General features: G+C 45.8%; 15 protein-coding genes. 7 read left to right on the plus strand and 8 right to left on the minus strand.

Going from position 1 to position 12,111, the window contains the following annotated elements; translation table 11 throughout:
- Nucleotides 1-115 precede the first annotated feature (115 nt).
- Entirely contained in the window at nt 116-661 is a 546-nt protein-coding gene (locus H8K36_RS16645; RefSeq protein ID WP_186917643.1) for a hypothetical protein, read from the plus strand.
- 56 nt (nt 662-717) lie between these two features.
- Here H8K36_RS16645 and pip read toward each other — a convergent pair whose 3' ends face one another.
- The 6 genes from pip to H8K36_RS16675 form a co-directional block, all read right to left on the minus strand.
- Nucleotides 718-1,683: a prolyl aminopeptidase gene (gene pip, locus H8K36_RS16650; protein ID WP_186917644.1), complete on the minus strand. Its 966-nt coding sequence runs from the start codon at nt 1,681-1,683 to the stop codon at nt 718-720.
- Nucleotides 1,684-1,762: 79 nt separating this feature from the next.
- Complete coding sequence (crcB, locus tag H8K36_RS16655) at nt 1,763-2,134, minus strand: fluoride efflux transporter CrcB (protein WP_186917711.1); 372 nt, start codon at nt 2,132-2,134, stop codon at nt 1,763-1,765.
- Nucleotides 2,135-2,158: 24 nt separating this feature from the next.
- Entirely contained in the window at nt 2,159-2,611 is a 453-nt protein-coding gene (locus H8K36_RS16660) for a molybdenum cofactor biosynthesis protein MoaE (RefSeq protein ID WP_186917645.1), read from the minus strand.
- Nucleotides 2,612-2,614: 3 nt separating this feature from the next.
- Nucleotides 2,615-2,869: a molybdopterin converting factor subunit 1 gene (moaD, locus tag H8K36_RS16665; protein WP_186917646.1), complete on the minus strand. Its 255-nt coding sequence runs from the start codon at nt 2,867-2,869 to the stop codon at nt 2,615-2,617.
- Between the two features lie 20 nt (nt 2,870-2,889).
- Complete coding sequence (locus H8K36_RS16670; protein WP_186917647.1) at nt 2,890-4,128, minus strand: molybdopterin molybdotransferase MoeA; 1,239 nt, start codon at nt 4,126-4,128, stop codon at nt 2,890-2,892.
- Nucleotides 4,129-4,165: 37 nt separating this feature from the next.
- Complete coding sequence (locus H8K36_RS16675) at nt 4,166-5,056, minus strand: PhzF family phenazine biosynthesis protein (RefSeq protein ID WP_186917648.1); 891 nt, start codon at nt 5,054-5,056, stop codon at nt 4,166-4,168.
- A gap of 87 nt (nt 5,057-5,143) precedes the next feature.
- Between H8K36_RS16675 and H8K36_RS16680 the strand changes: the two genes are divergently transcribed.
- The gene (locus tag H8K36_RS16680) at nt 5,144-5,347 is read left to right on the plus strand and encodes a hypothetical protein (RefSeq protein WP_186917649.1); all 204 of its coding nucleotides are present in this window, start codon (nt 5,144-5,146) and stop codon (nt 5,345-5,347) included.
- A 128-nt stretch (nt 5,348-5,475) separates the two neighbouring features.
- Nucleotides 5,476-6,822, plus strand: a complete 1,347-nt coding sequence (locus tag H8K36_RS16685) for a M24 family metallopeptidase (RefSeq protein ID WP_186917650.1) — start codon at nt 5,476-5,478, stop codon at nt 6,820-6,822.
- Nucleotides 6,823-6,926: 104 nt separating this feature from the next.
- On the opposite strand, the gene H8K36_RS16690 is transcribed toward H8K36_RS16685, so the two are convergent.
- The gene (locus tag H8K36_RS16690; protein ID WP_186917651.1) at nt 6,927-7,280 is read right to left on the minus strand and encodes a hypothetical protein; all 354 of its coding nucleotides are present in this window, start codon (nt 7,278-7,280) and stop codon (nt 6,927-6,929) included.
- A gap of 428 nt (nt 7,281-7,708) precedes the next feature.
- Between H8K36_RS16690 and H8K36_RS16695 the strand changes: the two genes are divergently transcribed.
- Nucleotides 7,709-8,035 (plus strand): hypothetical protein, encoded by a 327-nt coding sequence (locus H8K36_RS16695; RefSeq protein ID WP_186917652.1) that lies wholly within the window; start codon nt 7,709-7,711, stop codon nt 8,033-8,035.
- Nucleotides 8,036-8,233: 198 nt separating this feature from the next.
- Nucleotides 8,234-8,542 carry a hypothetical protein gene (locus H8K36_RS16700; RefSeq protein WP_186917653.1) on the plus strand — a complete coding sequence of 103 codons (309 nt, stop codon included), beginning with the start codon at nt 8,234-8,236 and terminating at the stop codon, nt 8,540-8,542.
- Nucleotides 8,543-8,631: 89 nt separating this feature from the next.
- On the opposite strand, the gene H8K36_RS16705 is transcribed toward H8K36_RS16700, so the two are convergent.
- Nucleotides 8,632-9,078, minus strand: a complete 447-nt coding sequence (locus H8K36_RS16705; protein WP_186917654.1) for an Lrp/AsnC family transcriptional regulator — start codon at nt 9,076-9,078, stop codon at nt 8,632-8,634.
- Nucleotides 9,079-9,260: 182 nt separating this feature from the next.
- Between H8K36_RS16705 and H8K36_RS16710 the strand changes: the two genes are divergently transcribed.
- Together H8K36_RS16710 and amaB are read left to right on the plus strand one after the other, a co-directional pair.
- Nucleotides 9,261-10,352: a saccharopine dehydrogenase family protein gene (locus tag H8K36_RS16710; protein ID WP_186917655.1), complete on the plus strand. Its 1,092-nt coding sequence runs from the start codon at nt 9,261-9,263 to the stop codon at nt 10,350-10,352.
- Nucleotides 10,353-10,472: 120 nt separating this feature from the next.
- A complete protein-coding gene (gene amaB / locus H8K36_RS16715) occupies nt 10,473-11,990 on the plus strand; it encodes an L-piperidine-6-carboxylate dehydrogenase (RefSeq protein ID WP_186917656.1) in 1,518 nt (505 codons plus the stop codon).
- Nucleotides 11,991-12,111: the final 121 nt, after the last annotated feature.

The following is a 12,111-nucleotide window of genomic DNA, read 5'->3' on the forward strand; positions in this document are numbered from 1 at the left end:
ATGCCCCCTAATCTTCCATTTGAATTTCGATAAGCGATAGATTAGGCAAGAGTAGAACTTTTCAAGAACGATGTTCGGAAAAATTCCTTAGGACATTGTGCTACATCAATTTTTTATGCAACTAGAACAACTTAATCTCAGCTATCTCGCGAACGAAGACAGGATTCTGTGCAAAGTGGGATTATCCTCCGAAGCTCCTGAGGGCCCTAAGAATGAAATTCAGCTCTTTTTCACACGTCGTTTATTACAATTGATGTGGCCTGTGTTGATGGAGTCGATCGCGTCACATCTACGTCTAAATCGGCCAGAAGCCGCTTTTGCTAGCGAAGAACTAGTAAATATGGACCACGACGAAGCCATTCAGAAGATATCGGAAAGTGGCAATTTTGACCAAGAATATGACGGCAGCAACCGAAATATCCTCAATGGCGAACGCCCTTACCTATTGGAAACAGTAAAAATACATCTACAAAAAGATGAGCCTTTGTGGCTGCAGTTTTTTCCTACTCAAGGCGGCACAGTTGACTTGAAGTTACATACCGAGCTATTGCACGGTTTCTGTAAGCTATTGATCGACACCGAAAAAACGGCGAGATGGGACTTAGACCTCGTTTTACCAAAATCTGAGGAATTTCATAAGCCTGCCCACCTATTGAACTAGCTTAAACTTTTTGATCAAGGTCTCTCCGGTAATGAGAGACCTTGCTTTACATAAGTCTACAAAAACTTCCTATGCAACTTAAACTGTTCAGTTGCACGCACCAGCTCTGCAGCTATACCGGGCTCCATCGCCGCGTGGCCCGCATCTTTAATCATATGAAATTTCGCACTTGGCCATGCTTGATGTAAGCGATACGCAGACAAAGGTGGGCAAATCACGTCGTAACGTCCTTGCACAATCACCGCTGGCAAATGTCGAATCTTTTGAATGTTCTTGATCAACTGGTCTTCATCCATGAAGGCACCATTAAGCATATAGTGTGCTTCTAGTCGGCCAATTCCCAGGCTCACTTCATCCGATTCAAAATCTTCAATCGCTTGTGCTTGAGGTTCCAAGAATAGGCAAGAACCTTCGTAACGACTCCAATTGCGAGCCGCTTCTTTATAAACCGCTGGCTCTTCGTCAAACAAACGTTTTACGTAGGCTTGCAAGAGATTGCCGCGCTCAGAATGCGGTATCGCATCTGAGAACCTCTGGTGCACTTCAGGATAAAAATGATTGATACCATTGAGAAACCAATCAACTTCAGCCTTGGTACATAGGAAAATGCCGCGCAAAACAAAGCCCAAACAACGATCAGGAAACTCTTCGCCATACGCCAATGCGAGCGTAGAACCCCAAGAACCACCAAACACCAACCATTGATCGATGTTCAGCATCTGACGGATTTTTTCGATATCTTCAATTAATAAGGCCGTCGTATTATTTCTATACTCACCGAGCGGCTTAGATTTACCAGCCCCACGTTGATCAAACAACACAATACGATAATGCGCTGGGTCAAAGAAGCGACGATGTGTTGGCGAAGTTCCACCACCAGGACCACCATGCAAAAACAAAACTGGTTGGCCTGCCGGATTCCCACATTCTTCCCAATACAAGGTATGCAAATCATCGACTTGCAACATGCCTTGACGGTATGGTTCGATTGCTGGAAACATCAAGGTATTTTCTTCAGACATAGTTTTGGCCTTTATTGATTTAACCGAAGGTACAATTTTGATTTGTTCGAGTTACTGTATTGCCAGAAATTCTGCGCGTTTAATGTAAAACACGCCAAGTTGCAAATCCTGCGAAACAACACAAAATAGATCCTAACAGATGTAACGCGGTGTGAGCGAATGCCCAAGTCCAATCGCCCTTTTGCATCAAGCTCATCGCTTCGGCGGAAAATGTGGAAAATGTGGTTAGCCCACCTAGAAAGCCCGTCACGACAAACAAGCGCCATTCAGGAGAGAGATCGGGATTAGCCGAGAAGAAACCGACACAAATGCCGATCGCATAACCACCTCCGAGATTGGCTAACAAGGTTCCGATTGGTAGGCTAGTATGTATGCCGTTCATCGACATACTCAGTAGCCAGCGCAAACAAGCGCCCAGCGCTGCGCCCCCCCCCACCGCTACTATACCCATTGCGTTCATCGCTTAGTTCCTCTCTTATTTTTTCCACTTCGCAAGCGCACTATCGTCGCTCGATCGTGCGTCAACCCACTGTGCTCCGCTAGGGCCGATTTCTTTCTTCCAAAACGGTGCTTCTGTTTTCAGATAGTCCATCATAAACTCACATGCTGAAAAAGCGTCACCACGATGTGCACTCGCTGCGGCAACTAAGACAATTTGATCGAGCGCCTGTAGGCGACCAACACGATGAATGATTAAACAGTCGATTAGTTTCCAGCGCTGTTTAGCCTCTTCGGCAATTTTCAGTAAACACTTTTCTGTCATGCCTGGATAGTGTTCCAACTCCATAGCAATCAACTTTTGCTGATCACCAAGATCACGCACCAGGCCGACGAAACTCACCACCGCGCCAACTGCAGAATCATGCGCATGCAAACGTTTAAGTTCACTGGAGACATCAAAATCGCTGGTTTGTACACTAATATGCATGAATTAACCGCCTGTCACTGGTGGAAAGAAAGCCAGTTCATCACCGTCTTTTAAAGCCTGATCATTTTGTATCATGTCCTGGTTCAAGGCCATACGTAATACTTTTTGATGCGACAGAGCAGCTGACCACACATCACTGCGTTGCATCAAATAATCACGTACAGCAAAGGCAGTTAAGCCCTCATCAAGTTCCAAGGTTTCAACCGAAACCCCAAGTTGTTCGCGGACGCTCGCAAAGAATTTAAGCTGTATCTTCATCGACAAATATCTTTTTTTGTTTAATACATCAAACTATCGAAAGGGATAAATTTAACGAAATCGCCTTTTCGAAAACTTGTGCCTGCCGGTACGTCCACCAAACCATCACCCCAAACGGCGGAACTCAAAACGCCGGAACTTTGATTCGGAAATAAATCTAGACCACCATGTTCGTTCATTTTGACTCGTAAAAATTCATTTCGTCGGTCAGCTTTCAACCAATCGAAATCAGCTCTGATTGGGACAGATCTCGGCGCTACATCTTGCACCCCTTGGCATCTTAAAATGAAGGGGCGAACAAATAGCAAGAAGGTCACGAAGCTAGACACTGGATTGCCGGGCAGTCCAATAAAGAAAGCGGCACCTGAAGACACTCGATTGACTTCTCCAAACGCCAAAGGTTTTCCAGGCTTTACCGCAATCTGCCACATATTGATGTGCCCCTCGGCTTCTACAGCGGGGCGAATATGATCTTCTTCTCCAACCGACACCCCTCCCGAGGTAATAATCAAATCATGCTCTTGCGCCGCTTTCCGGAGGGTCTCGCGCGTAGACTCTAGGCTGTCGGGTACGATGCCATAATCTGTGACTTGGCACTGGAGATTTTGCAGAAGACCGTTCAACAAAAAACGATTTGAATTATAGATAGCGCCGGGACGTAAAGTTTCCCCCGGCATCGTCAATTCATCACCGGTAAAAAAGACTGCTACCCGCAAGGTTTTAGCGACAGGCAATTCGGCCAAGCCGACCGACGCCGCCAAGCCCAGCTCTTGTGCTCGCAACCGCGTACCAGCCTGCAAAATTTCAGCGCCTTCTCTGATATCTTCACCCTGACGTCGTATCCATTCACCCGCCTGTGGCTCGTGCAAGATACGTACATAGGTCTGGCCGTCAATCTCTTCTACTTGCGTTTGCTCCTGCATCACCACCGCATCCGCACCCACGGGTATAAATGCCCCTGTAAAGATACGTGCCGCAGATCCTGGAGCCAACTCAGCCCCCACTAGGCCAGCAGGGATACGCTGAATTACCGGCAAGAGCGCCGCACCACCTCTACAATCTGCACTTCGAACTGCGTAGCCATCCATTTGCGTATTATCCATGGGAGGCACGTGTAAGTTTGAGTATTGAGCGCTGGCAAGTACCCGTCCATTCGCCGAAATCGTCGGCACTATCTCTGTCGCTTGACCTGTTCCAGCCGCATTCAACAGTATTTCAAGCGCTTCCGTTACCGACAACATCGGACGTTTTTGATTCATAAGATTGACTACCATAAGCGTTTATTAACGAAGGAATTTACAAGTGTAGCATTCCAGAACCGATTTCGATGACAGACCCGCCAACCTGTATCCTAGGAACTTGATCTGCATCCAATTCCACATTCAAATATAGCCGCGATGGACGCTGCATCTCGGCACCTTGCGTAATCATAAAAGATTGCGGCAATGATAGGCCTCGCGCGATCCACCATGCACCAAGATTGGCCGCTGCGGAACCTGTCGCAGGGTCTTCCGCGAGGCTTCCTGCCTTAGCAAACCAATAGCGTGCCTTGACTTTTTTCACGCCCTCTTCTTCACCACCCAGACTAAAAACATAAGCATTCTGTCGTCCAAGCTTACTAACAGGCCAATCGTTCAGTCGATGGCTAGCAATACGAGCACTTTGAACAATCTCAGCCGAACGTACAGGTATCATTAAATGCTCGTTGCCCGTATTCACCCAAACGATGTCATCAGACAAATCTTTCAGGTTTATACCCAAAATGTCAGCGAGCTCTTTAGGATTGCACTCTACGGGTCGCAGCATTGTTTGATAATCGGCGTTCTTACTAACCAGTACAGGTGGCGACAAACTCCATTGATTTCTGTCCCGATGCAATGCAACGATACCAGCATCACACTCCAGTGTCAGGTGAGTTATTCCATTGGCCATTGAACTCACCACTTGCGCAGCCCCCACCGAAGGGTGACCTGCAAAGGGAAGCTCAGCATTCGGCGTAAAGATTCGGATCTTGGCGTGCGCTACAATCGAAGGCAGTAGAAATACAGTTTCAGATAGATTAAATTGCAAAGCAATTGCTTGCATTTCTTCTGTACTCAAGCCGGCAGCCTGTTCGAACACGCACAGGGGATTTCCGCCAAACTTCGTTTCGGCAAAAACATTCAGCAATCGGTAACGATACGTCATTGAAAACAACCTTCCGTCAAGATGAAACTTGTAGAATGCAAAGTCGACATTGATAAACTTATCAACGATATCAAATAGGAAGCATTTATGTCTAAGAAAAATCAAGAACTCGACGAAGAAACCATGGCTGTCATTCAATGGTGTATCGAACTAGAAGCTTTCCTAGTCAAAGGCGGCGCCACGCAGGCCCAGGCACAAGAATACATTGAGGAAGAGATCGAGTTCCTTACTGACCAGTTCTACGATGGTCTTAGCCCAGAAGAAGCTGCAAAAATTGCTCTAAGTGATTAAAAATCGTCCATAAAGCACTCCGCATTGAGCTTTTGTGGAGAACTTTTTCGCCTTGACACTGCTCTAACCAGCTTCACAAGCAAGACTGATTCAAAACCAACATCATCCATTTGAACTTGAAGGCTGTCATGAAAAAATTCCTACTCGCTCTCAGTTTATGCAGCGCCCTCGCATACGGCTCAGCAGACGCACAAATCCTCAGCGTACGTGAGCAAGCTCGTGTTGTTAATGAAAATTTAGCAGAGAGATTTGATCGTTTGCTTCCAGGCATGATGGAGCAAACTGGAATCGACATGTGGGTAGTGATTTCACGGGAATATAATGAAGATCCTGTACTGAAAACGATGCTTCCGGCTGAGTGGCTAAATGCACGTCGGCGCACCATTTTGGTCTTTTTCCAAGATAGCAAAACAAAGAAAGTGGAAAGACTTGCCGTCGCTCGTTACGATTTTGGTGACAACGTCAAAGCAGCATGGGATACCAAAAAATTTCCGGATCAATGGGATGCCTTAATCGATCTCATCCAAAAACGTCAACCCAATAAGATCGGCATCAATACTTCGACCCATTTTGCCCATGCAGATGGACTTGACCATACAGAATATCAAGAGTTTCAAAACAAGCTTCCGGCCAACTTGAAAAGCAAAGTCGTTTCGGCTGAACCACTCGCCATTCGTTGGCTTGAAACTCGTACCGCAAGAGAAATGCAGTTTTACCCGCAGTTGATACGAACAACTCATGAAATCATCGAAGAAGGATTCTCTGAAAAAGTCATTGTACCTGGCATTACTACAAGCGAAGATGTTGTCTGGTGGTTCCGCCAAAAGATTCGTGACTTAGGCTATGACACTTGGTTTCACCCTACCGTCGATATTCAACGCGCTGATCCAAACAATGACGAAGCGCAACGCAGCTTCTCCAATCGCCCAAAAACCGACGTTATCCTACCTGGCGACTTGATCCATGTTGATATCGGTATCACTTATCTGCGGTTGAATACGGATATTCAACAGCATGCATACATTTTGCGCCCAGGTGAAACCAGTGTGCCAGAGTCAATTAAAACTGCATTCGCACGCGGGAACCGCCTGCAAGACATTTTGACCATGCAATTTAAAGAAGGAAAAACAGGCAACCAAGTGTTGGCAGATGCGTTAGCGCAAGCCAAAAAAGAAGGAATTGTTCCGAGTATCTACTCACATCCGATTGGTTACCATGGTCATGCAGCAGGCCCGGCGCTTGGCATGTGGGACCAACAAGATGGAGTCCCTGGAACTGGAGAACAACAATTACGTAAAAATACCGCCTATTCGATTGAATTGAATGCCACTAGTATGATCCCCGAATGGAAAAAATCCATCCGCATCATGCTCGAAGAAGATGCGTTTTTTGATGGAGAAAAAGTACGCTACATCGATGGCCGTCAAAAAGAAATTTATGTCATTCCTCGATTTGACCGTTTCAATCAAAACTAAAAAAATCGGCTCGACAAACCAAGATATTAAAAGCAAAAAAGCCGCACCAATTACGGTGTGGCTTTTTTTCGTCTAAAGAAAAATGTTAAGTCACAAATGTAGATTTAACGACGATCGCCGCGACGAAAATCGATTTTCTCAACCCGTATCACTTGTACGTCCTCGACGTCATTTGATGAATAATGTGGCCGATTAGGTGATGAGTCATGGCGCGTTTTATTTGCACGAACACTCACAAAGACCAAAAGCAACAAAAGCTTGATGAGCATGAAAGCAACGAACAGCGTCAAAATTAGTGGCACGATCGTGATGATCAAGGCTAAGCCAATACACAGCACTAGCAACTTAGGCAAAGGCGTACGCATCAGCATTTGTGCTGCTTTGCCGCCCAAGGCGCGCAACTCTTGCCAGGCTTGACGCAAAACCGAGTACAAATATTCACTAGTCGAAGATTTCATTTTGAATCCCTATAAAGAATGAAGGCAGACAAACTATATGTCAGCGCCAACATAGTTTCTTGCACTATCCGACCAAATCACAAAAATGCGGGCTGAAGTGCAAAAAAATATGTATTGAAAGATTATCTGTCTAAGCCCTTCACAATGGCTACGGTAAAACTGAGGAAAGATAGCCACCAACATCTATTGCCACGAAGCACTGCAAACCTTCCAAAGCACACACTTTTCTGAGATTTCTTTACATTCCACGCTTGGTTTTCCGGCGTTGATTCCCGCCATTTCGCATTTCGTCGCATGCCGCTGGCGACTTGCTTCATGCTTCTTTAAAGTGATCACATCGAAACAGAGGCATACGTTCAGCATCTAGCGCTCAAAACTGAACAAAATTTAAACCGAATAAATTTTCAATACACTTAAAGGATTAGAAAATGAACAACTCACTTAAAACTGGTGCAGCACTTCTCTCAACATTGGCTATCTCTCTAGCCTTAGCCGCAGCATCTTCGGCAACCGATGTGACAAAAAACAAGCAGATCTCCAACGCCGAGGTTCAAACTATCACTGTCACAGCCAAACGCATGAGTAACGAACAGAAGGTTGCATATGATCAAGAACAGGCCAGCCATGGTGTACAAACCGTGGTCATATCGGCAAAGCGTTTGAGCCCACAGGCGAAATTAGCCTATGACAAAGCAAATGCTTCCAGCTTTCAGGCGAATGTTCAATTCAACAAGACTCTGCGTCAAACTGCATAATGAATTGACCGACAAGCTTTGACTAAAGTGCACAGATCAAAGCAAAAAAGTAAGAATTTTTAAGTCGATTGCAAAAGTAATGCGAATACCACAGTTAATGTTTAATTTATTAACTTTGAAGGCAATTTGTTCGACAATTTATTTTCGTTTTGAATTACACTAATACGCTTAATATCCATTCAAGTGGAGTTTGACATCATGAACATGAAAAGAATTTCCCTAGGCCTAGCATTGTCTGCGATGTTTGGAACAGCCTGCGCTCAGGAACTATTCGTTGTTTCACAAACCCAGTCGAACAAAGAAGCACAGTGTCAGGAAAACTGCTCTCAAGAAGGCCAAGCGCAAGCACCTTTACAAATTGATCGTAGCGGTATGGACAAAGCTTCAGTACACCTGCAAATCATGCAGCAAACTTCCCCACGCTTCACTGAAAGCTCAGGCTCACCGAAGAAATCATCTGCAGACGAGAAAAAGTCAAACAACACGAAGACACAAGAAAATAACTAATTACGTGTTTTGAAGGATCACCAACTCAACAGGTAGATTCGAAAGAATATAGAAAAATGGCCCGCGAAATTCGACGGGCCATTTTCTTTTTACAGAGCGGAACGGTCGATGCGTTTACTTAAGATAATCGAAGTTGAGGTTTGCCTGACGCCTTCCATAGCACCTATCTGGTCGAGCAACTTATCAAGTACCTCTGTAGTGGCACAGCGCAAAGTCAGCATGTAATCAATGGCACCACTAACCGCGCACAAACTCTCCACCTCTGGTAATTGCTGCAAAAATTTGATTAAGCCGGCAACCGAACGCGCCTCAATCGAGAGTCCTACATAAGCACGGACCGCGGGTTGATACATCGCTTGATTCAACTTAAGGCCATAGCCAGCGATCACCTCTCGTTTTTCCAAGGCACTGATTCGCGCGATAACTGTTGTACGTGCAATTCCCACACGTTTAGCGATGGTTGTCACTGGCATGCGAGCGTTATCCATCAGTAAAGCGAGGATTTTATTATCAATATCGTCTAGCGCTGGTTTCATTTATACACTTTATCTCATTCAATCGTCATATTGCATCATTATGACGCAATATGACGATAATTTACACTCTATTTTCTGACAATTATTGCCTCTACACTCTCTCCATTCGAAAACGCAATCAAAACGATTTCGACAACAAAACCAAACCCTAGATTCAATCCCCATCCAATTGGAGACCCAACATGGCAACTAAACTCATTCTTCTCGGCGCTGGCAAAATCGGCGATGCAATCCTGAACTTGTTATCCCACACTGGCGATTATGAAATCACCGTGGCAGACCGCGATCCAGAGCGTTTGAAATATGTGGCACAAGCTGGTTTTCCTAATGTAACAACAAAACAAGCTGACTTGGGCGATAAAGCAGTTGTTACTGAATTGATCCGTGGTCATAAAGTCACATTGTCTGCTTGCCCATACTTCTTGACACCAATCATCGCTGGTGCAGCGAAAGCAGCCAACTCCCACTACTTCGATTTGACAGAAGACGTTGAAAGCACACGCGTAGTGAAGCAATTGGCTGACGGTGCAGATAGCGCATTCGTTCCACAATGCGGCTTGGCTCCAGGCTTTATTTCTATCGTTGCAAACGATGTTGCGAAAAAATTCGAAACGTTGCGTGATGTCAGCATGCGCGTCGGTGCTTTGCCAACTTTCCCAAACAATGCATTGAAGTACAACCTCACATGGAGTACTGACGGCTTGATCAACGAATACTGCAACCCATGCGAAGCTATCGTTGATGGTCAATTGCGCGAAACATCCCCATTGGAAGAAATGGAACACTTCTCACTCGACGGTATCGACTACGAAGCATTTAACACATCTGGTGGTTTGGGTACATTGTGCGAATCTTTGCAAGGCAAAGTACAAAACTTGAACTACAAAACAGTACGTTACCCAGGTCACCGCGATATCGTCAAAATGTTGATTCGCGATTTGGAATTGGGCAAATTGGAACGCCGTCCAATCTTGAAAGACGTATTGGAAACTTCTGTTCCTATGACTAAACAAGACGTGGTGTTGGTATTCGTCAGTGTTATCGGTACACGTAACGGTCGCTTGGAACAAGAGTCCTATGCGAAGAAAATCTACGCGCAAGAAGTTAACGGCCAATTGCTGTCTGCGATACAATTGACAACAGCGTCTGGTATTTGCGCAATGGTCGATATGGTTGTTGAAGGCAAATTGCCACAAAAAGGTATGGTTCGTCAGGAGCAAGCTACTTTGGCAGACTTCACAGCTAACCGCTTCGGTCGCTACTACGCACTGTAATCAACACAATTAGTTCTCGTCGCAGAGGCGCGGAGGTAGCAGAGATTTCATCACTTCTCTGCACTCTGCGCCTCTGTGATTCAAGTGGTTGAGATTAAATAAGAATTTATTGGAGCACTCATGACAAAAGATATAAACACCTTGCTCACCAGCCTCGGCGTCAACATGGCCGATTACCAAGGTCAAGACATTCCTAGCGTTTCCCCTATCAATGGTCAAACCATGGCGACTTTGCGCGCGGACAATGCTGCAGAAGTGACAGCGAAGATTGATCGTGCGCACGCTGCATACCTTCAATGGCGCAAAGTACCAGCGCCACGTCGTGGCGAATTGATCCGTTTGTTCGGTGAAGAGTTACGCACACACAAAGCAGAATTGGGCCAATTAGTCACTTTGGAAGCTGGCAAAATTTTGCAAGAAGGCTTGGGCGAAGTACAAGAGATGATCGACATCTGCGATTTCGCAGTCGGGCTCTCACGTCAACTGTACGGCCTAACTATTGCGTCTGAGCGTCCTGGTCATCGCATGATGGAACAATGGCATCCGGTTGGTGTGGTTGGTGTGATTTCTGCATTTAACTTCCCTGTCGCAGTGTGGGCATGGAATGCGGCATTGGCATTCGTTTGTGGTGATTCCGTCACTTGGAAACCATCTGAAAAAACACCATTGACAGCAGTGGCAACACACGCTTTGTTCATGAAAGCAGTAGCCCGCTTCAATTTGACTGGTAACGATGCACCAGCTGGTTTGGCTGAATTGATCATTGGTGCTCGTGAAACTGGCGCACAAATGGTCGAAGACAAACGCGTTGCTTTAGTTTCTGCAACAGGCAGCACACGTATGGGTCGTCAAGTTGCTGAAGTTTGTGCTAAACGTTTGACACGCACGATTTTGGAATTAGGCGGCAACAACGCCATGATCGTGGCACCAAGTGCAGATTTGGAAATGGCAGTACGCGCCATCACTTTCTCTGCGGTTGGTACAGCAGGTCAGCGCTGCACCACCTTGCGTCGTTTGTTCGTGCACGACAGCATCTATGACACTTTGGTGCCACGCTTGAAGAAAATCTACGCAGGTCTGCCAATTGGCAATCCTTTGGAAAAAACGACATTGATCGGTCCATTGGTCGATCAAGCCGCTTTCGACGGCATGCAAAAAGCATTAGAAGCAGCGAAAACGGACCAAGGTCAGGTATTCGGTGGTGAGCGTGTTACAGTTGCTGGCGCAGAAGGTGGCTACTATGTTCGTCCTTCTATCGTTGAGATGCCAAGCCAAACTGAACACATGCATCACGAAGTGTTTGCGCCGATTATGTACATCGTTCGTTACACCGATTTGCAACACGCGATCGCGATGAATAACGAAGTACCACAAGGTTTGTCTTCTAGTATCTTCACAACAGATATGCGTGAAGCAGAATTGTTCATGTCTGATGTTGGTAGTGATTGCGGTATCGCTAACGTCAACATCGGCCCATCTGGCGCGGAAATCGGTGGTGCGTTCGGTGGCGAAAAAGACACAGGTGGCGGTCGTGAATCTGGTTCAGATTCTTGGAAAGCTTACATGCGTCGTTCAACGAATACAGTGAACTACAGCCATTCCTTGCCATTGGCACAGGGTATCAGTTTCGACATCTAAGCCATATCGAAAAACACTTGAGCCTCGCCGGCTAAAGTAAGATCTAAAGAAGCAATTTTTACAAGAGCGTCATCCTTCGTGGATAGACGCTCTTTTTTTATTTTGAGTTATACTCATTTGT

Origin of the sequence: Affinundibacterium nitidum (assembly GCF_014284155.1) — a bacterium.
GTDB lineage: Bacteria > Pseudomonadota > Gammaproteobacteria > Burkholderiales > Burkholderiaceae_D > Undibacterium > Undibacterium nitidum.

Bases quoted from the DNA above. Each gene is read 5' to 3' on its own strand.
- H8K36_RS16645 (WP_186917643.1), top strand. From the start codon at position 116: ATGCAACTAGAACAACTTAATCTCAGCTATCTCGCGAACGAAGACAGG.
- pip (WP_186917644.1), bottom strand. From the start codon at position 1,683: ATGTCTGAAGAAAATACCTTGATGTTTCCAGCAATCGAACCATACCGT.
- crcB (WP_186917711.1), bottom strand. From the start codon at position 2,134: ATGGGTATAGTAGCGGTGGGGGGGGGCGCAGCGCTGGGCGCTTGTTTG.
- H8K36_RS16660 (WP_186917645.1), bottom strand. From the start codon at position 2,611: ATGCATATTAGTGTACAAACCAGCGATTTTGATGTCTCCAGTGAACTT.
- moaD (WP_186917646.1), bottom strand. From the start codon at position 2,869: ATGAAGATACAGCTTAAATTCTTTGCGAGCGTCCGCGAACAACTTGGG.
- H8K36_RS16670 (WP_186917647.1), bottom strand. From the start codon at position 4,128: ATGAATCAAAAACGTCCGATGTTGTCGGTAACGGAAGCGCTTGAAATA.
- H8K36_RS16675 (WP_186917648.1), bottom strand. From the start codon at position 5,056: ATGACGTATCGTTACCGATTGCTGAATGTTTTTGCCGAAACGAAGTTT.
- H8K36_RS16680 (WP_186917649.1), top strand. From the start codon at position 5,144: ATGTCTAAGAAAAATCAAGAACTCGACGAAGAAACCATGGCTGTCATT.
- H8K36_RS16685 (WP_186917650.1), top strand. From the start codon at position 5,476: ATGAAAAAATTCCTACTCGCTCTCAGTTTATGCAGCGCCCTCGCATAC.
- H8K36_RS16690 (WP_186917651.1), bottom strand. From the start codon at position 7,280: ATGAAATCTTCGACTAGTGAATATTTGTACTCGGTTTTGCGTCAAGCC.
- H8K36_RS16695 (WP_186917652.1), top strand. From the start codon at position 7,709: ATGAACAACTCACTTAAAACTGGTGCAGCACTTCTCTCAACATTGGCT.
- H8K36_RS16700 (WP_186917653.1), top strand. From the start codon at position 8,234: ATGAACATGAAAAGAATTTCCCTAGGCCTAGCATTGTCTGCGATGTTT.
- H8K36_RS16705 (WP_186917654.1), bottom strand. From the start codon at position 9,078: ATGAAACCAGCGCTAGACGATATTGATAATAAAATCCTCGCTTTACTG.
- H8K36_RS16710 (WP_186917655.1), top strand. From the start codon at position 9,261: ATGGCAACTAAACTCATTCTTCTCGGCGCTGGCAAAATCGGCGATGCA.
- amaB (WP_186917656.1), top strand. From the start codon at position 10,473: ATGACAAAAGATATAAACACCTTGCTCACCAGCCTCGGCGTCAACATG.